This is a genomic window from Saccharothrix algeriensis, from assembly GCF_016907655.1.
GTDB lineage: Bacteria > Actinomycetota > Actinomycetes > Mycobacteriales > Pseudonocardiaceae > Actinosynnema > Actinosynnema algeriense.
In genome coordinates this window covers 2,706,508-2,725,389 of the sequence record NZ_JAFBCL010000001.1, presented here as the reverse complement: position 1 = coordinate 2,725,389, position 18,882 = coordinate 2,706,508, and the positions used below count along the sequence as shown (strand labels likewise).

Here is an 18,882-nt window from a genome sequence, read left to right as displayed (position 1 = left end):
TTCCGCCGCGCCCGATCGGCCGCGGCCGTACCGCCGACAGTCGGGTGGAATACTCGGCCCGAGTGCCGACCGGGTGGAATCGACGCAGCTCGCGGCCACTGTCCGCAGATTTGCGGAAATTGCTCGGCGGTACGTCCGGTCGGCCGTCGGTGCTATAACCGGGGCAGCCGGGGAATGCGTCCGGTCGGCCGCGTCGGCGAATCGGTGAATTCCACTGCTTGATTGGGAAAGGAGAGGTGAAGTGCATTGCGCTTTCACTTCACCTGGTGGATGCTGCTCCCCATGAACGTCCCTCCCCTGCCTCCAGGGCAGTGGGCTCCGGTACCCCACCTCCCCGGCATCCCCGCGGCCCGCCTGCGCGAAGGGGCCTACCTGCCGCCGCCGCTGCCGTCGGACCTCCCGCTGCCGGTGGCCACCTACCGGCTGGTCGCCGAGGCCGAGCACGCCCTCGGCCGGCTCGACGAGGCCGCCGAGCGCCTGCGCGTGCGGTCCGGGCTGGTCCGGGCCACCCAGGTGCGCGACGCGCAGAGCTCGGCCGGCCTCACCGGCGCGGTCGTCGGGCTGCGCGAGGCGCTCGCCGCGGACCTCCTGGCCGCGCGCGGCGACCCGCCGTCGGACCGGTCCGCGCCCGAGCAGCTGCTCGCGCCCTACCTGGCCGCCTACGACCACGGCCTCGCGCGCGTGCGGGCCGGCGCGGTGGTCGACGCCGAGCTGGTCGGCGAGCTGACGGCGATCATGACCGGCGACCCGGGCCGGCGCCTGCGCGACCTGCTGCGCCGGGAGCCCGGCGCGCTCGGCGCCGACCCCCGGCGCGCCTACCTGCTGACCGCGACCGGCGCGCACCTCGTGGCGCTGCTGGAGCAGTGGTCCACGTGGGTGCGCGAGGAGGACGAGCAGCCGCGGCTGGCCAAGATCGCGCTCGCGCACTACCAGCTCGAGGTGCTGCAACCGTTCCCGACGGCCAACGGGCACGTGGCGCGGGTCTTCTCGATGCTGGAGGTGGTGCGCTGCGGCCTGCTGCGCGACCAGGTCCTCCCGCTGTCGGTGTGGCTGGACGACACCCTGCCCCGGTACCAGGAGGAGATCCGCGCGGTGGTCGACACCGGGCGCATCCACCGCTGGGTCGCGTTCTTCGCCACCGCCGTCCGCGACCAGGCGCTGGCGCAGCTGCGGCTGATCGGCCACCTGGAGGCCCTCGCCGGCTCCTACGCCCGGCTGCTGCCCAGGACGGGCCGGCTGCCGGAGGTCGCCGCCGGGCTGATCGGCTTCCCCGTGGTCGACCACCGCGCCCTGCGCGACCGGCACGGGGTGACCACGAAGGCCGCCACCGACCTCACCCGGCGGCTGGTCGAGCGCCGCATCCTCGTCCCGTGGGACCACCGGGACTACCGGCGGATGTTCGTCTGCCGGGACGTGCTGCGCCTGCTGTCCGACCACCCGGACACCACCGCCCCGCCCCACCACCCGGGAGAAGGCCCATGAGCACCCCGCCCCGTCGCGGCCGGCACCGCCGCGCGCCCCGCCGCGGGACCGCGCCGCGGGTCCGGTCAGCCCTCTGGCTGCTGATCCAGGTGGTCCTGGTGCTGCTCCGCGGCTGAGGGGCCCGGCGGTCGGGTCGGTCTCGTGGCGGCCCGGTCCGCCGCGCCCGGCCCCGCCGTGCCCGGTCTTGTCGCACTCGGTCCCGCCGCGCCCGGTCCCGCCCCGGTCGGCAGGTCCAGCAGCGCGCGGGCCTCCCGGGCGTCGTCGCCCGCCAGGTCCGGCAGCACGCGGTGCAGCCGGCGGCGGGCGGCGGCCTCGTCGCCGGACAGCCACAGGGCGCGCGCGAGCAGCACCTGCGCCCGCGCCCGGTCCTGCCCGCGCGCCAGCCCGTCGAACACCCTGTCCGCGCGGGTCAGGTAGTTGACCGCCGCGTCGAGCCGGCCCGCCTCGACCATCAGCGCGCCGAGGTGGGCCAGCGACCGCGCGATGCCGTCCGGCCGCCCGTGCGCGACGTAGAGCTCCAGCGCCTCGTCCGCGCAGTTGACCACCCGGTGCAGGCGGCCCTGCGCGCGGTACGTGGCGGCCAGGTCGGCCAGCGCGCCGGCGGCCGGGTCCGGTTCGTCCAGCAGCCGCCAGATCGCCAGCTCGCGCATCCCCAGGGCGGCGGCGTGCCGGAGCCACCCCCGCTCCCGCAGCGCCTCCGCGCCCGCCCGGAACGCCGCCGCGAGCTCCCGCGACCCGGGCAGCGCGGCGGCCAGCGGCTCCGCGCAGTCGTAGAGCTGCCGGCACCAGGCCCCGTCGGCGTCCGGCGGCAGCGCGCGCCAGGTGTTCGCCAGCAGCGCGACGGCGGTCCCGTCCGCCTCCCGCACCGCGGCCACCACCTCGTCGCGCCGCGTGGCGAACCACCGGCGCACGTCGTCGGCGTCGCCCGGTCCGGCCGGGCCCGGGTCCTCGACGTCGTGGCCGAGGAGGCGGCGCGCGCGCAGCACGTCCCGCAGCAACTGCCTGGCCTGGTCGCTCACCTGCCGCCGTCCTTCCCGGTCCGCTGCGCGGGCTTCCCCGGGCCGTCCTGCGCGGCCACTGGTCACATCGGGGCAAGCCGCCGGTCCGTCTCCGATGATCATTCAGTGTCCACCGATCGGGTGAGTTGGGGACACCGCCAAAACGCCGTTCTGCCGCGTTGCCAGGTGACAGTCAGTCATCCCCGCCGCTTGCCGGCACCACCTCGAAGAGGTCGTGGAACTGCATCGGCGCCAGCGCGGTGAGCGCGCCGCCGATGAACGCGGGGCCGGGCCGGAGGTCGCCGTTGAGCACGCGCCCGACCGTCGACCGGTTCACCTGCATGGCCTTGGCCAGCGCGTAGTCCGAGGTGTAGCCCGCCAGCAGCGCGGCCTTGGCGAATGCCTCGGTGCGGAGCCTGATCGTCTTCGACATGGCCACCCCGTGTTGTGCGCGCAAAACGTTCGGTTCTGTCACCGGAACAGTAGCTCGGTTGCGCGCGCGGAACACAGGTCGGGTGGAAAGGACGAGGTGTTCGCGTTGTGGGGTCATTGCGGGCGTTGCGCGCGCACGACTAGCATCGGGTGGCATGACCGAAGACGAGAGCACCCCCTCGCAGTGGTGGGCGTACCTCCAGGCCAATCTGGCGCGCCGCGGCCTGTCGACCGGGGACTTGGCACGCGGCGCGGGCGTCGACCGGAGCCGCCTGACCGACTGGAAGCGCGGCGGGAAGGCGTCGGTGGAGTCCGCGCGGGCGGTCGCGGCGCTGTTCGGCGTGAGCCCGCTGGAGGTGATGGTGGCGGCCGGCCTGCTCAGCCGGGAGGAGGCCGCGCTGCGCGCCGAGCAGCCGGATCCGGCCCGGTTGGGCGACGAGGAGCTGATCGCCGAGCTGCGGCGCAGGCTCCGCCGGTGAGGGCGCGGCCGGCGCCGGGGGCGCCGATCGCGCGGACACCCGGCGTCACCTCGTGGCCGCGTTCTGTTCCCCGCGGGGCTCGTCCGTGTCATGGTGTTTTCACCAACGATTGGTCTGGACCTTAGGTCCGGCAGTGAAAGGATGGCGACGATGCGCGGCACCACGGTGTTACCAGGCACGCCCTGCCAGGCACCGCGCGTGGGAGAGCTGCCGATGCACCGGCTGGAGGTGCCGGTCCCGAACGCCCTGCCGTTCGCGGTGGGCACGTTCCAGGCGATCGGCCCCATGTCCCAGGCGGATTTCCCGCACCGGCACACGTTTCACGAGATCGTGTACGTCACGGGCGGGACCGGGACCCACGTGGTCGACCTGGCCCGCTGGGAACTGCGCCCGCCGCACCTGTGCGCGATCGCGCCGGGCCAGGTGCACCACTGGGTCGACACGCGGCAGCTGGAGGGGTACGTCGTCCTGTTCACCGACGACTTCCTGATCGACCACCCCGGCGACCGGGAGCTGCTGCGGCGGCTGAGCGAGCGGCCCTGGCTGACCCTGGACCCGCCCGCCCACGCCGGCATGTCCGCCCTGATCGCCGAGCTGGACGAGGAGTACCGGAACCGGGCGGACGGCGTCGAGTCCGTGCTGCGCTCCCTGCTGCACGTGCTCATCGTGCGCGCGGCCCGGCTGCCGGAGACCCCGGCCGCCCCGCCGCCCGCCCGGACCGGGGCGGTGGCCGAGGAGTTCGCCCGGCTGGCGGGCAGGCCCGACGTGGAGCTGTGGTCGGTGCGCGCCTACGCGGAGCGGATCGGCGTGACGCCGGGCTACCTCACCGAGGCGGTCAAGGCCGCGACCGGGCGCACGCCCTCGGAGCTGGTCCGGGAGGCGCGGGCGAGCGAGGCGAAGCGGCTGCTGGCCCGGACGGACCTGACGGTGCGGCAGATCGCCGGGCGGGTCGGCTTCGCCGATCCGGCCTACTTCTGCCGGTTCTTCCGCCGCGAGACGGGGGTGAGCCCGGGGGACTTCCGCCGGACGGGGGACGTCACCGGGGGTGACGCCGTTCACAGTTATGACCGACCACGAGATTCACCACGACCTGCCCCTTCAGTCCATCGTCCGCGCCAGGGGGTCTCCATAGGTTCGTTATGAATTCCCGAGACCGCCACCCCACGAGGAGCAGTCATGGACACGCCCATGGACGGCGATCACAGCACCGACGAGGAATCGACCGATTCCCGCAGCATCAGCCGCAGGCCCGTCCTGCGCGCGGCCCTGGCCGCCGGCGTGGCGGTGCCCGCCGCGCTGATGGGTGTTCCGGCGCTGGCCCGCACCGTGCCCAGCACCGGCGGAACGCTCGAACTGACCCCGGAGTGCGACGACGGCGACGACCCGACGCCGGCGCAGACCGAGGGCCCGTACTTCAAGCCCAACTCGCCCCGCCGCACGTCCCTGGTGGACGCCGGCACCGTGGGCACCCGGCTCACCGTCACCGGGTACGTGTTCGGCCTGGCCTGCCAGCCGATCGCGAACGCGCTGCTGGACTTCTGGCAGGCGGACAACAACGGTGTCTACGACAACACCGGCTTCAAGTTCCGCGGGCACCAGTTCACCGACGCGGCGGGCAAGTTCACGCTGAGCACGATCGTGCCCGGCCTGTACCCGGGCCGCACGCGGCACATCCACGTGAAGGTCCAGGCGCCCGGCGGGCGGATCCTGACCACCCAGCTGTACTTCCCGGGTGAGCCGCGCAACAACACCGACACGATCTACGACCCGCGCCTGCTGATGACGATGTCGAACAGCGGCACCACCCGCATCGGCGAGTACGACTTCGTGCTCAACGTGCGGCAGACGCCGACCTCGACGACCCGGCCGACCGACACGACCGGTCCGACCACGACCACCACCGGTGTCCCCGGCGGCACGTGGGCGGTCGGCACGCAGTACACGGCCGGCACGTCGGTCACCTACGGCGACGTGACCTACGTCTGCCAGCAGGCGCACACCGCCCAGCCCGGCTGGGAGCCGCCGAACGTGCCCGCCCTGTGGCGCGTCGGCTGAGCGAGCGCCGGCGACCCGCGGCCCCGGTCACCGATCGCGCCCACCCTGCCTTCGGCAGCAGTCCCGGCGCCGCGCGGTGCACGCTCCCAGTACGACCGGAAGGCCCCCGAACACCGGTTCGGGGGCCTTCCCGGCTTTTCCGGCGGTCCGGTGTGGACCACCGCGCCCACACCGGATCCCGGTCGGCGCGGGCGCGTGCCGGTAACGGTCGCGCGGGGTGGCGGCGATGGGTCAGGCATACGCCGCCGCGAGCGCCCCGGAGGACAGTCGTGATCGAGAACTCGTCCGCAGACCTGGTGCTGCTGAACGCCGAGACAACGGTCACGGTGACCCGCGAGGAGGACCACCAGGCGGAGTTAGCGGGTTACCCGGTGGCTCCGGGGATGCAGCGCCACGTCGCGGTCGAGCTGGCCTGGTGCACCGTCGAGTCGGGCAGGCACCGGGGTGAGCGGGCCGTCGAGGTCCGCCTGGACGGCCGCCGGGTCGGCGAGCTGACCCACCTGATGTCCCAGCGCTACGCCCCGCTCGTCGTGCAGCTGACCGCGCGGGGGAGCAGGCCGGGGTGCCGGGCGGTGCTCCAGGCGGGCGTCCGGGGCACGGAGGTGACCCTGCGCCTGCCCAAGGACGGCAGCGGGACCATCCCCCTGCCGGCCCCGGCCCCCGCCCACCAGGCCCCGCACCCCACCTACCAGGCGCTGCCCCCGGTGCCGCCGCAGCGCAGGTCCCCGCCGCGGACGAGGCGCCCGGTGTGGATCGCGGCGGGCGCGGCCGTGGCCGTGGTCTTCATCGCCGCGGTGGCCAACGGCAACACCCCGGACGACCGGGCGGCAAGCCCTCTCACCACGACCCTCACCGCCACTTCTCCGACGACGACGACCACTTCCACCACCACGACGACCACCACCACGACGACGACCACCACCACGTTGGCGGCAGTCCCGTCCCCTCAAGCCGTCCAGCCCGCGGCGCCGACGACGACCACCACCCGGCAGACCACCCAGGCCCCGCCCCCGCCTCCCGCCGAGCCGGCCCCGCAGTCCGCCTGCGACCCGAACTACAGCGGCTGCGTGCCCGTCGCCAGTGACGTGGACTGCCAGGGCGGCAGCGGCGACGGCCCCGCCTACGTGACCGGCCCGATCCGCGTCATCGGCACCGACGTCTACCGCCTGGACCACGACAAGGACGGCTTCGCCTGCGAGTGACCGCGACCGCGGGCGACGCGGGCCGGACGGCGGAGGAGGCCGAGCCGGCCCGCTGACGCGCGTGATCCGCCGCGACCCACGAGCACGGGCGTCGCGCTCCGCGGCCGGCCCCCGGCGCCGGCGGCCCGTCGGTGGCCGTGCCGGTTCCGGCGGCGACGAGCCCCGCGGTCGCCCCCGACCGGTCCGGTGGCCCGGAACATCCACATAGGACGCGCCTGCCCGGGTGGGGAACCCGGTGCGCGGGCGGAGACCCCGCTGTCGGCCGGACCCCGTCGCGCGGACGCGGCACAGCCGCCTGCCCGGGTTGCGCCGCCCGGAATGCAGCGCCGAGGAGCGCAGCGCTGAGAAAAGCCGTGCCGAGAAGCGCAGTGCCGCGCCCGACCGTCCTCTCCGGAGGCGAGCCGGTCCGTCCCGGAGCGACCGGTCACGCCTGATCGGACGTGCTCCCCGCCTCACAGCGCCAGGAAGAGCCCGATCACCAACCCGGCGACGAACCCGGCCAGGACCAGCTTGCCGACGGTCGACACCCCGCAGATCACGCGCATGACATCCCTCTCGACAACACTGTTCGGCGTGCTCCACCGAGGACAGCCGGACGCCGGTGGCGGCCGGTGGGTGTCACCGACGCCCGTGGACCCGGCGGGGGAAGCCTTCGGCGACCCGGGCGCCGGGGCCGGCCGCGCGGCCGGCCCCGGACCACGTCCGACCGCGCCGAGACGAGACAGGACAGCAGCCATGCCACCACCAGCGGCAACGACCGAACGAGCATCACCATGTCGCCATCCTTGGGTCAATATGAATCATAGTGAATCAAACCGTGTACGGTCCGTCAAGCACCTTCCCCTTGTGGGGGACCAACCCCTAGGTGTAGCCGCGATGGGCACCTTGCTAGCCTTGACAGAGTCAACCCGCGAGCGCTTCACTTCACATCACTACGAATCACCATGGGTCACTGGGGTTCGTGGGCGACAGGAGAGTCGGGGTTGATGGACGCCGCGGACGAGTCGGAGCCGACGGATCGCGAAGTGCTGGCGGCGGAGCTGCGACGGGTGCGCGACCTGGCCGGCGTGTCGGGGCGGGAACTGGCGCAGCGCATCGGGATCAGCCAGTCCAAGGTGTCGCGGATCGAGTCGGGGACCACGGTGCCGACGACGCGGGAGGTGAAGGGGTGGAGCACCGCACTGGAGGTTTCGGCGGACATGCGGGACCGGCTGTTGGCCTTGACCGAGGCCGTGCGCACGGAGGTGCGCCCGTGGGGGGCCGTCCTGCGGTCCAAGGGGCACATCCAGGACGACATCCGGGAGTTGGAGCACCTCGCCCTGAAGGTGCGGGTCTACCAGCCCTCCGTGGTGCCCGGCCTGCTGCAGACCGCCGAGTACGCGCGGACGGTGTTCTCGCTCGGCGGGAACGCGACCTCGGAGGCGGACCTCTCGGCGGCGCTGATGGGCCGGCTGCGCCGGCAGGAGGTGCTGTTCGAGGAGGGGCGCGACTTCGAGTTCCTGATCACGGAGGCGGCGCTGAGGTGGCGGCCGGGCCCGCCGCGGCTCCTGCTTGCGCAACTGGACCGGATCATGTCGGTCGGCACGCTGACCAACGTCTCGATCGGACTGATCCCGCACTCCGCCCCGGCGGTGACGTTCTACTCGCACGGGTTCGTGATCTACGACCTGGCGGACGAGGACCGGTCGACCGAGGTGGCCGTGGAGACCGTCCACGCGAAGCTCGCCGTCCGCGAGCAGGAGGGCCTCGACCTGTACGAGGAGCGGTGGTCCGCGCTGCGCCGCATGGCGCTGTTCGGCGAAGACGCCCGCGGCTTCCTCGCCGACCTCGCGACGGGGATCCGCGAACAGGGCGGCGGGTCGCGCTGACCCGGTGACCCGGTGGGGTGGCGCCGCGGGCGCGACGCCACCCCACCGGGGGGCGCGGATCAGGCGAACAGCCGGAACAGCAGGCCGACCAGGCGCTTCACCCGGTCGAACTTCCGGCCGAAGGCGAACTCACCCGCGAGCACGCCCGCCACGAACACCTCCCACTCGTCCGGCGTGAACCACAGCACCGGGCAGGACGGGCACTTGGAGTCGCCCACCACGATCCACCCGCGGTACTCGGCGACCTCGACGCACGACCCGTTGGCCTCGCAGTAGCTGCTCTTCCGGAAACCGACCGGGTCGGTGGCGGAAATCGACACGTCAATGCTGTCCATGAATTCTCCAGGAGCTCCGGGCGATCTCTTGTCGCCGTTCGTGGTCCATGTTGTGCGGACCGGCCGGCGCGGCCCGGGGTCAGTCGCCGGCACAGCTCTGGGTGAAAAGCCGGCGAACCGCCGGCGCGCACGTGAACGGAGAGGAAGACCGATGACGGAAATCGCGCGGTACGCACCGCCGAAAGCGCGGTTCCACCTGACCGGCCCGGTGTCGCTCTACGCGGGCGACCGCCCGCTGAGCCTCGGCGGCAGGCGGGAGCGCCGCCTGCTCACCGCGCTGCTGCGCGAGCCGGGCAGGCAGGTCTCCCGCGCCCGGCTGGTCGACTGGGTCTGGGACGCGCCGCCCCCGAACGAGAACGAGGCGCTCTACGAGGTGGTCAGCCACCTGCGCCGCTACCTGCGCGTGGTCGACCTCGGCGACGCCCTGGTCCCCCGGAGCGGCTCCTACCGGCTGGACGTGCCCGCCGAGTGCGTCGACGTGCACCGGTTCGCCCAGCTGGTCGGCCGTGCCGAGGGGTGCGACGAGGAGCAGCGGCTCGCCCTGCTCGACGAGGCGCTGGGGCTGTGGCGCGGCGAACCCCTCGTCGACCTGGACGGCGTCGAGGTCGACGGCTACCGCGCCGAGCTGAGCCGCCTCCAGCTCGCGGTCGAGGTGCAGGCCCGGCAGATCGACGTCCGCAACGGTCGCAGCCGGAAGGCCCTGCCCCGCCTGGAGCGGGCCTTCCGGGAGCAGCCGGGCGACACGACGATCACCGGCCTCTACCTGTGCGCGCTGCACGCGACCGGGCAGCGCGGCTACCTGGCGTCCGCCTACGACCAGCACGAGGAAAGCCTCGGCGGGGATTACGTGGACGGCCGCCTGAAATCGCTCTACACCAGCATCCGCAGAGGAGCGTCCGATTTGAGCCCACACGCCGAGTTCTTCCTGGGCGGCCCGCCGGCGCCAGAGTCCCGAAGCCCGGGGGAGGACGCCGGAGAACACCTCGACCCTGCTCCGGAAAGCGCTCCGGAAAGCGCTCCTGAGGCGGCTCCCGGGCACCGGTGGAACGCGCAGAACGTCAACTACATCCATTCGCAGCTCACCACCGGGACGGTGGTGTTCGGCACCAACCTCGGAGGCTGAGGGTGAGCGCGGAAGAAGGCGCGCCGGAAGGGCCGCCGGCCGCCGCGGAGGCGACCGGGAAACCGGCGTTCACGACGATGGGCCCGGAGGCGTTCAACGGCGTCTACGCCCAGTTCACCTCGCCGACGACGATCCAAACGGCGATGTTCGGCGTCAACTCGCCCACCGCGGTGAGCCACGCGCGCATGACCGGCCGGGTGGCCGACCACGAGATCGCGGACGCGCTGACCGGCTACCTGCGCCCGCGGTGCTTCCAGGAGGCCGAGTCGGCGCTCGCGAACGACCGCGTCGTGGTCCTGCACGCGCCGTCGGGCACGGGCAAGCGGGCGGGCTCGTTCGCCCTGCTGCGCGAGGTGACCGGCGGGCGCGTGGTCCTCCTGTCGCCCCAGGTCGCGCTGGCGGACCTCGCCGAGCGCAAGTACGAGGCGCGGACCGGTTACGTCGTCGTGGACCACATCAGGCCGCACAGCGCCGAGGACGGCGACTTCAAGTGGCAGGTGCTGCGCGACCGGCTGGCGGAGGCGGACGCCCACCTGGTGGTCACGACCACCGTCACGCCGAGCTCCGCCGTCGAGTCCGTCCGGCACGTGCGGTGGACCCGGCCGGACCCGGTCGAGGTCCTCCGCGCCCGGCTGACCGAACCCCTGTCCGCCGAGCACCTCGCCGTGGTCGCGGAGGTGCTGACCGCGACGACGCCGATGCGGGACGTGGTCGAGCTCGCCCGCCGCCTCGACCGGGGCGAATCGCCGGACGCCGCGATCGGGCACCTGGACGCGACGTCGTGGACCGAGGTCGCCGAGTGGTTCGAGGCGGAGCCCAGCCGGCGGCGGATCGCGGAGGTGACGACGCTCGCGTTCGGCCTCGGCACGGCCGAGCGCCCGTTCGAGTCGATGCTGGCGGCCTTCGAACGCCACCTCGAGGTCCACATGCCCGAGCCCGACAGCACCGACGAGGTCCCGGCCGAGCGCAGCCTCCCGCAGCGGCGGCACGGCGTGACCGGGCCGGGCTCCCTGATCGTCCGCCGCACCGTCCCCTCCGACCTCGGCCCACGGTCGGAGCTGGCGTTCCGCTCCGACCTGCACCACCGGCACGTCCTGTGCCAGCTCAGCAAGCGCATGGACCGCGCCTTCTGGGACGCGGTCCGGGCCTGGCTCGACGACGTGGTCGCGGACTCCCACGAGCAGGTCGCGCTCGGGCTGGCGATCCTGGCCGAGTTCGCCTACGGGGAGGTGGCCGCGCTGCTCGAGTCGTGGTCCTCCGGCTCGCGCGGCTGGAAGGGCCAGCAGGCGGCGCTCATCGTGCTCTGGACGACGGCCTACCTCGACGACGTGGCGCCGGCCGCGCTGCAGACCACGACCCGGTGGATCTCGGGGTCCGACACGGCCCGGCGGTGGACCGCGGCCATGGCGTTCTGCGCCGGCCTCGGCGTCCGCTACCCGCACGAGGCGACCAGGCGGCTGTGGCACCTGTGCGCGCAGACGCACCGCGCGGGCGGGCACTTCGAGGCGGCGCTGGCCGAGCTCTTCGGGACCCTGGCCAGGGAGACGCCCGACGCGGGCATCGTGGTCCGGACGCTGATCGGGAAGACGGCCCGGCACAGCGGTCCGGGCGGTGACGCCGCGATGCGCGCGGTGGCGCTCTCGGCCACGCTCGCGGTGCTGTCGAACCTCGACCCCGTCTCCGGCCGCCGCTCCTTCCTGCACTACCTGGAGCGCTACCCGGACCGCATCGGCGAGGTCGCCCGGCTGTGGGCCTCGGTGCTGCGCAACCGGCCCACGCGCCTGCGCGGGATCCAGTCGCTGCACGGCGCCGTCAAGGACATCGCCGACCACGACGACCAGGCGGCCGGGCTGGTCGGCCGGCTCGGCGCCGCGCTCGCGGCGGAGCTGGCGGCGGACGAGCTGGTCCGCCTGGAGGTCGACCTGCGCGGGTTCGTCGCGCGCTCGGACGGGCTCGACGACCGGACCGTCGCCGCTCTGCTGACCGCGCTGTTCACCGCCCTCGAAGCCGATCAAGGGGAGAAGACCGGATGACCACGCCCTACCCGATCGTCGACAAGCGGAGCCTGGACCGGGTCCCGAACCGCAAGCTGTTCGGCCCGCGCAGGACCCGGACCACCGAGGAGATCCCGCAGGGGCACGCCCACCACCGCCTGGTCTACCGGGTGCACGGCGAGTACGTGCTCGACAACTCCGAACGGCCGCTCGACTCCGCCGAGGTCGTCGAGGCGTCGCACGTGAGCCTGGTCGACGTGTCCCGCGACGTCGAGGTCCTGGTGGACCTGGACATCCCGTCCAAGGACGCGGACACCTTCACCGTGCAGGCCACCTTCACCTGCACGGTGATCGACCCCATCGCGGTCGTCCGGGAGGGCGTGCCGGACGCCACCGCCGCGTTGCGCGCCTACCTCAAGGGGCACGGCCGCCTCTTCGAACTGGGCCTGGACTACGCGCTCGCCGACATCAACGAGGCGCGCCGCAAGCTCAACGCCCAGGTCAAGGCGTTCGTCACGGTGTGCCCGCCGGCGTTCCTCGGCATGACCGCGGAACTGGCCAGCGTGGAGGTCCGCACGCCGGAGGAGCTGGCCCGGTTCCTGCAGTCGCTGCGCGAGGAGCACTGGCAGACGGAGACGGACGTCACCCGCCAGCGCGGCAGGCAGACCCTGCGCAGGGACGAGGTCGAGCACGAGCAGGCCATCGCCACCCAAGCGCAGCGGCACCGGCTCGACCTCGACGCCGACCGGCGCGAGTACGAGCGCTACCAGTTCGAGCAGCACTCCGGCGCGGTGCCCGCCGACGCGGTCAGCAGCCTCGTCTACGCGCACGCGGTCGGCGACGTCACCTCGGCGGAACTCGTCGAGCAGCTGCGGCAGCGGGAAGCCGACCGGCGCGCGGAGGACCGCGCGGACGACCGGCAGCGCCGCGAGTGGGAGCGGGAGGACGCGCGCGAGAGGCGCGAGTGGGACCGGGAGGTCGGCCGGCGGCGCTGGGAGGCTTACCGCGAGGTCCGGTCGGAACGGGCGCTGCTCGACCGGCAGCGGCTGGAACTGGAGCACGCGGAGCGCCTCCGCGACCGGGAGTGGCAGCGCGAGGACGCCTCGCACGACCGCGAGGACCAGCGGCGGCGGCTCAACGCCAAGTTGGAGGTCGTGCGCGCGGTGGCCGAGCGCGGCCACCTGGACATGGTCAACCTCAACCTGGACCGGCTGCTCGAAACGGTGTTCGACGTCGTGCCGGAGCCGATCACCGCGGGGGCCGGCGCGCCGGACGGGATCGAGGCCGGGCCGACGGCGGCGGCGCAGGCGGAGGAGGACGGGCTCGACGCGGGGGTGAGGGAGGAAGATGACCACTGAGGTCGGCGGCCCCCGCGGCTCCACCGCGGTCGACGAGCGGTTGCCGGTGCGCTCGTCGTTGCCCAACGACGCCCCCGTCGGGTTGTACCGGCCGGTGGCGCCGGCGTACGGCGTCGGGCGGTGGTTGCGCGGCCTGGTCGGGGTCAAGGAGGACATCCTCGACTGGGCGCCGGAGGAGCGACCGCGGTACACCAAGCTCGGCGCGATCGTGGTCAACACCGGGATCATGGCGGCGCTGTCCATGATGGTCGCGGTGAGCACCGTGTCCGGCGGCGCCTGGTGGATCTTCGTCCCGGTCGGCCTGCTGTGGGCCTACCTGATCGTCACCCTGGACAGCTGGCTGATCGCCAGCATGCACGGCGTCGTGCACGGCGCGAAGGCGTGGCTGGTCGTGCCCAGGCTCCTGATCTCGCTGGTGCTCGGGGCCACCATCGCGGAGCCGCTGGTCCTGCTGGTGTTCCACCAGTCCGTGTCCAACGAGATCGCCGAGCACCGCAAGCGGGAGGTCGAGGGGTACGAGGGGCGGCTCAAGGAGTGCAACCCGGTCACGGGCGCACCGCCCGCCGGGCTCGACTGCGCCGGGTACCTGGTCAACGTCGGCGGCGTCCGCCCGCTGGAGCAGGAGCTGGCCGAGACGACCGGGCTGCGCGACACCGCCCGGACCGAGCTGGACGGGTTGCAGGGCCGCCTGGAGGAGCTGGAGCGACTCGCCCGCGACGAGTGCGCCGGGCGGGCCGGGCCGGGGCTGACCGGGCAGGCGGGCGAGGGCGGCGAGTGCCGGCGGAACCGGGAGAAGGCCGACCAGTTCCGCGCCGACAACCAGCTCGACGCGAAGCAGGACGCCCTGGTCGGGCTCGACGCCCGCCTCACCGAGCTGAACCGGGAGCTCGGCGCGGCCCGCGACCGCGGCGGCGAGCAGGTCGGCCGGGCGATCGCGGACAAGGTGGCGGAGAAGCGCCGCAACCTGACCGACCAGGGCCTGCTCGACCAGTTCGACGCGCTGCACCGGCTGGCCGGGAGCAGTTCGGTGGTCGCGGTCGCGAGCTGGTTGCTGCGGCTGCTGCTGATAGCCGTGGACTGCATGCCCGTGCTGACCAAGGTGATGAGCGGCGCGACGGCCTACGACGCCAAGGTCGCCCGCCAGTTGGAGTCGACGAAGCGCTTGCACGCCAAGCACGTCCAGCTCCACGAACGCCAGGACACCGTCGACCTGGAGATCCGGGCGCAACGCCTGGAGCAGAAGCTGCGCAACAAGACCGGGGACCTGGACGACGAGGAGCGGACCACCAAGGCCCGGCGCAAGCGCGAGCACACAGCCCAGATCGAGGCCCTGGCCGCCGAACTGGAAAACCACCAGCCCCGGACGTGACGGTGCCGGGTCGCCCGGACCCGGCCCTCACCTCCGCACGCACCGGACCCGCTCGCGCGCAGGGGTCGGGTCACCCGGACGCGGTCCGACGCGGAGCTGCCCGCGTCGGACCGCGTCCGGGGCGCAGAGGTCCCGCTCACGACATTTCTGCGGTGGGCCCGTGAACCACTACGCCGGCCTCACACCACGTGCGGCCCTACGGCCGCGGTGGGCGTACCTGCCGAAAGCGAGAGCCTCTGACCTGTATGAGCAGGTCAGAGGCTCTGCATCACCCGGCGAAAGGTGAGTGCCCCGGCAGGATTCGAACCTGCGACACACGGTTAGGAAGGCGCGTGGCGCGAACAACGCTCCACGCTCGCTGACCTGCTCAGACCCGATCGCTCGGCCCTGTGCGCGGTGACACCAGTCCGCGAGGAGTCCGCAGTCCGCGCGACGGTGTCTCGTCGGCCTGCTGCTCGTCGGCAGCCGGGCACCTGGCTCGTCGGCAAGACGGCGAAGCCGTCGCGGCACCGATCGCCGCGCCCAGCCCACCCTAGCCGCGTGACCGCGCGATCGTCCCGACCGGGGAAGCTGCCAAGCCGGTACGGAGGGCGGGTAAGCCGCAGTTCCCACGCGCCGCCTCCGGACCACGTGCACCGACTCCGCGCACGGCCGCCGGGCGGAGCGGAGCGGGAGCCCGGCGCGCCGTAATGCGGGGAGTCGGTGCCAACGTGACCCCCGGCCCGGCCGCGCACCGCCGCAGGCGGCGCGCCTTGGTGCCGTAGAGCCGAACTCGGCAAGCGGAATGTTGAGGGCTAGGTCTTCTTAGTTGCTGGCTTTGCTTTTTCGAACTCTTGCTCGAAGATGTGCTCAACGAGGTTCTTGCTTTTTGCGACTCGGTCTAGTGCCCAGCCCTTGCCCTTCACCAGTTCATCGGCCCAACTATTGACACTGTTGAAGGCTTCCTCTATATCTTTTTTGCTAACTCCGGTGCCGGACTCGACAAGTTCCCTGAGCTGGTGCGGCGAGTGAACCCTCTTCTTCATCTTACGTGCGACTGCAAGCATCGAAACATGGAACCGTAGATTTGTTCTTTGGCTCGCAGTTACGGGAATTGCCCCGGACATAAGATAGCTGTCTACCGTCTTCTGCAATTGTGCAATCCACAGGTAAGTGGGTAGGGGAATATCATCCGAAAATATCCTTTTGTACTCTTCATCCTTTTTGAGCAACGACGAAGGGCGAGCACGAGAGTCGTTGGGTTGGCTCAGTGCGACGCCCATCACCGCCTGCCCGAGAAGCGGGATGGAGATGATGCGATCCGGGCTCTTTCCAATATTACGATAGTAGTTTTTCCTACGATCGTAATACCAACCTGCTGATGCGAAATGAGCTTCAATCTTGCGCTGGACTTCGTCAGTTGCCCTGAGTGAAGCGTCCGGAACGCTAGTCTGCCTATTCGTGGCGCGGATTACTTTGTCGCTTGTTGCTTCATCTGACGTTACCAATATTCTAACAAGGACGGACTTGGTCTGCTTACTGCGCTCTTCGGGCGTAATTTTACGAAGAACTTCGAAGATCGTGTAAGAAGTTTGAAGGCCGTTCACAACTTGGACATCGTCGAGTACGAACTCTTTTCCGTTAATCGTGGCGCTTGAACAGATGATGGTGGCCCCGTTGTTCATCCACCAGAACTCGGGGCTAGCGGTATTTTCGAGAGAGCTTCGGATCTCTTTGTTTACCTCGACGTCGCCTTGATAGTCACGGACGTTGGAATCGAATATGTGTTTACGCAGTTCGCCCTTTTCGTCGACCAAAAAGTTCCAGTAGTCGCTAAGGTGAACAAGTGCTACGTGGCTCGGTCCAGGGCTGGCGTTCTCTTGGAAGCGCAAGCGTAGGCTGTATGACGGGGTCGTGTTGTATAGATTCCAAAGCTGCTCTGCACCTACTAGCGTGACGCTAATGTCTGCTCCATAGACCTTCTCTGCGATTGCCTGCCGCAGTTCTTCGGTCTTGAGTGTCACGTTGCCGCTAACTTTATCGCGATCGCCCTTAGTCGCATAGGTGAATAGCACGCGAACGCGTGGCTTGCGCGTTGCAAGCTTGCGCCATGCCTGCGTGAACATGCGAATACGTGTCACCACTTCGGGCGAATACTGCGTCAGTAGCAATTGTTCCGCAGTGTCGATCTCCAGCAGCTTTCGGAGCGATGCTTGAGCCTTATCGAATGGCGTTTCCTCGAAAGACTCTTTGTTCTTAGCTTGGATCAGCCAGAGGGTCAATTGGGAGTTGCGGCTAAAGTCGCTTGGAGATTTTGTTTCCGAGAATATGTCATCGTCTTCGACCAGCAGCGTGTCGTTGAGGAAAACGTAGATCCCATCAAGCCCTCCGTCACCGCCTCCGCCTACCCTGCCTGCTTCCACTTCATCGGGCGACAGGTCGTAGTCTTTAAGAACCTGTTCTGCTGCGAACAGTTCGAAAGCTACATCAATAGCCAGAGGCGGATCGCTACGCTGTTGGTACTCCTCGAGTGCTTGGTTGAGAAGGATGACGTGATTTTTGCTCACTGGCGGATGTCCTTAAGCGCAAGGCTTCAAGCATTGATCTTGGCAGGGTAAACACTAAAGTCTTTTAGGTGAAGAATCGTTAACGAATGCGGGATCGTTACCGAAGCTGCGATACTTCCCCCGAACGGAGTAACGGTCGTCGCGTAGTCTTGTGCGGGTTGCATGTATATGACGAACATTGCGGAAGTTGCCTCATATGCCTAAAAATTCGCGGCTGGCCTTCTCTCTCGTCACCTTGAAAAGGCGGCTACAAGTTAAAGTATAGAGTAGGGGTGGGATTGTTGCAGCGTTCTTGAGCGCACGACGAGTTGAATCTCTTGCTATCCACACGGTATCGGTTATTCGCCAGGTGTAATAGTTGCAGGGTTTCATTCGCTCGATGGGGCTCGGTGCCTCGAACGGCATGGTTTTTCAGTCCGTTTGCGTGTTCTCATCGGACACCATTCCTGCGCTTATAGGGAGGTGGGGTTGAGGGTATTCGGCCGAGTTGTCGCGTTGAGTGGATGAGGAGACACCGCTGCGGGATGCGCTGTGGTGGGCGGGCATGACAACCGGGTTGAATGGGAGCGCTACAGGTGTGCATGGGTAGATTGCGGAGACCCAGGCGCGATATGAGCCGGAAGATCTGTTCACGTTCTTCATCCGTTAGGGGAGCCCGAGTTGGTGGCAGCGGTGGAGCGTATGGAGGCTCGGTTGGAGGCCGCTGGGTTGAGGTCAGGTGAAGTAGGGCTCGACGCGGTTGCCTAGGCCGTATTCGATGCATAGGAGAGTTAACGGGTGGATGCCTAGGTCGGGTAGACGGTTGGGTTCTACCCAGAGGACTTCCGTGGGTATTGGCGATCATCCCGTCATCGAAGCAGAATACCGAGTTGTAGAGGGGTGTCTTGTGTAGGCGGACCTCAATGCCGGGGACCTCGGTCAGCGGGCGGACGAACGCCAGGGCGTTGCGGATGCGGGCTGCGACTGTGCCCTTGCCTAGCTGTTCCCCCTTGCTGCGGCGGGCTGCCTCGCGGGCAGTGGGGTCGCCGAACGGGAAGCGAATTCGGATGCCGTTCTCGGCCTTGTGGCGCAGCTCCCTGGTGAAGGCCGGGCGTTCGACCAGGAACAGGGCTACCAGGGACAAGACCTCGATGTGCTTGGTGGCGTTGTTGAGGGGGCGGTCCCAAAAGTCCGCGGGGATATTGTTGCGGTGAGGGTAGACCTTGACGACTTCGGACTTTGCGATCTCAGCTTTGTGCTAGGTGGTCACTGCGTCGGGTCAGAGGTAGTTCTCGGTCTCGTGGACCATCGACGCGATGATGTGGCGGTGGCAAGGAGTCCGGGCTGTTGGTGTGGTTGGTGCTGGTGATCGACCAGGCGGCGGAGCGCAAGGCCGACGCGGTGGTGACGGTGAAGATCGCGGCTCCTCAGCAGCCGGTTCCGCCGGAGGCGATTCCGGGGACGGACGTGCGGCCGGTGGTGTTCGAGGGGTTGACCGTGACGCCGTGGATCGACGACAAGGCGTGCCGGGGCACGCACGGGGGTGAGAGGCACCGGTGCCGGGCCAAGCTCGGGTACAGCCTGCGGGCCTCGGCGATGAAGCCGGTGGTCGCCAAGTCGGCCCCCAAGGCCGCGTGAGCCGTGGCGCAGGACTTGGTGCGG

General features: G+C 70.3%; 15 protein-coding genes. 11 read left to right on the top strand and 4 right to left on the bottom strand.

The window, feature by feature from the left end; translation table 11 throughout:
* The first annotated feature begins 282 nt into the window (after positions 1–282).
* Positions 283–1,482 carry a Fic family protein gene (locus JOE68_RS12245; RefSeq protein WP_204842480.1) on the top strand — a complete coding sequence of 400 codons (1,200 nt, stop codon included), beginning with the start codon at positions 283–285 and terminating at the stop codon, positions 1,480–1,482.
* Between the two features lie 65 nt (positions 1,483–1,547).
* On the opposite strand, the gene JOE68_RS12240 is transcribed toward JOE68_RS12245, so the two are convergent.
* On the bottom strand, positions 1,548–2,501 hold the full coding sequence (locus JOE68_RS12240; protein WP_204842479.1) for a tetratricopeptide repeat protein: 954 nt from the start codon (positions 2,499–2,501) through the stop codon (positions 1,548–1,550).
* A 172-nt stretch (positions 2,502–2,673) separates the two neighbouring features.
* Positions 2,674–2,913 (bottom strand): transcriptional regulator, encoded by a 240-nt coding sequence (locus JOE68_RS12235; protein ID WP_204842478.1) that lies wholly within the window; start codon positions 2,911–2,913, stop codon positions 2,674–2,676.
* 154 nt (positions 2,914–3,067) lie between these two features.
* Between JOE68_RS12235 and JOE68_RS12230 the strand changes: the two genes are divergently transcribed.
* The 5 genes from JOE68_RS12230 (at position 3,068) to JOE68_RS31795 (ending at position 8,516) form a co-directional block, all read left to right on the top strand.
* Entirely contained in the window at positions 3,068–3,391 is a 324-nt protein-coding gene (locus JOE68_RS12230) for a helix-turn-helix domain-containing protein (RefSeq protein WP_204842477.1), read from the top strand.
* 150 nt (positions 3,392–3,541) lie between these two features.
* Positions 3,542–4,534 (top strand): helix-turn-helix transcriptional regulator, encoded by a 993-nt coding sequence (locus JOE68_RS12225; protein ID WP_204842476.1) that lies wholly within the window; start codon positions 3,542–3,544, stop codon positions 4,532–4,534.
* A gap of 33 nt (positions 4,535–4,567) precedes the next feature.
* On the top strand, positions 4,568–5,446 hold the full coding sequence (locus JOE68_RS12220; RefSeq protein ID WP_204842475.1) for a dioxygenase family protein: 879 nt from the start codon (positions 4,568–4,570) through the stop codon (positions 5,444–5,446).
* 269 nt (positions 5,447–5,715) lie between these two features.
* Positions 5,716–6,648, top strand: coding sequence for a hypothetical protein (locus tag JOE68_RS12215; protein ID WP_204842474.1), 933 nt, complete (start codon positions 5,716–5,718; stop codon positions 6,646–6,648).
* 986 nt (positions 6,649–7,634) lie between these two features.
* Positions 7,635–8,516 (top strand): helix-turn-helix domain-containing protein, encoded by an 882-nt coding sequence (locus tag JOE68_RS31795; protein WP_204842473.1) that lies wholly within the window; start codon positions 7,635–7,637, stop codon positions 8,514–8,516.
* A 59-nt stretch (positions 8,517–8,575) separates the two neighbouring features.
* Here the strand turns inward: JOE68_RS31795 and JOE68_RS12205 are convergent, their stop codons facing one another.
* The gene (locus JOE68_RS12205) at positions 8,576–8,851 is read right to left on the bottom strand and encodes a DUF397 domain-containing protein (RefSeq protein ID WP_204842472.1); all 276 of its coding nucleotides are present in this window, start codon (positions 8,849–8,851) and stop codon (positions 8,576–8,578) included.
* A 151-nt stretch (positions 8,852–9,002) separates the two neighbouring features.
* Here JOE68_RS12205 and JOE68_RS12200 point away from each other — a divergent pair, with 151 nt between their 5' ends.
* Genes JOE68_RS12200 through JOE68_RS12185 form a run of 4 tightly spaced genes read left to right on the top strand, consistent with a single transcriptional unit; the run spans position 9,003 to position 14,695 of the window.
* On the top strand, positions 9,003–9,974 hold the full coding sequence (locus JOE68_RS12200; RefSeq protein WP_204842471.1) for an AfsR/SARP family transcriptional regulator: 972 nt from the start codon (positions 9,003–9,005) through the stop codon (positions 9,972–9,974).
* A gap of 2 nt (positions 9,975–9,976) precedes the next feature.
* Positions 9,977–12,007 (top strand): DEAD/DEAH box helicase family protein, encoded by a 2,031-nt coding sequence (locus tag JOE68_RS12195; RefSeq protein WP_204842470.1) that lies wholly within the window; start codon positions 9,977–9,979, stop codon positions 12,005–12,007.
* Complete coding sequence (locus JOE68_RS12190) at positions 12,004–13,326, top strand: hypothetical protein (protein WP_204842469.1); 1,323 nt, start codon at positions 12,004–12,006, stop codon at positions 13,324–13,326. The genes JOE68_RS12195 and JOE68_RS12190 overlap by 4 nt, the downstream gene beginning before the upstream one ends.
* Positions 13,316–14,695, top strand: coding sequence for a DUF4407 domain-containing protein (locus JOE68_RS12185; protein WP_204842468.1), 1,380 nt, complete (start codon positions 13,316–13,318; stop codon positions 14,693–14,695). Before JOE68_RS12190 ends, JOE68_RS12185 begins: the two co-directional genes overlap by 11 nt.
* Positions 14,696–15,489: 794 nt before the next feature.
* Here JOE68_RS12185 and JOE68_RS12180 read toward each other — a convergent pair.
* Positions 15,490–17,241 (bottom strand): AIPR family protein, encoded by a 1,752-nt coding sequence (locus tag JOE68_RS12180; protein WP_204842467.1) that lies wholly within the window; start codon positions 17,239–17,241, stop codon positions 15,490–15,492.
* A gap of 1,326 nt (positions 17,242–18,567) precedes the next feature.
* Between JOE68_RS12180 and JOE68_RS12175 the strand changes: the two genes are divergently transcribed.
* Positions 18,568–18,858, top strand: coding sequence for a hypothetical protein (locus tag JOE68_RS12175; protein WP_204842466.1), 291 nt, complete (start codon positions 18,568–18,570; stop codon positions 18,856–18,858).
* The last annotated feature ends 24 nt before the right edge of the window (positions 18,859–18,882 follow it).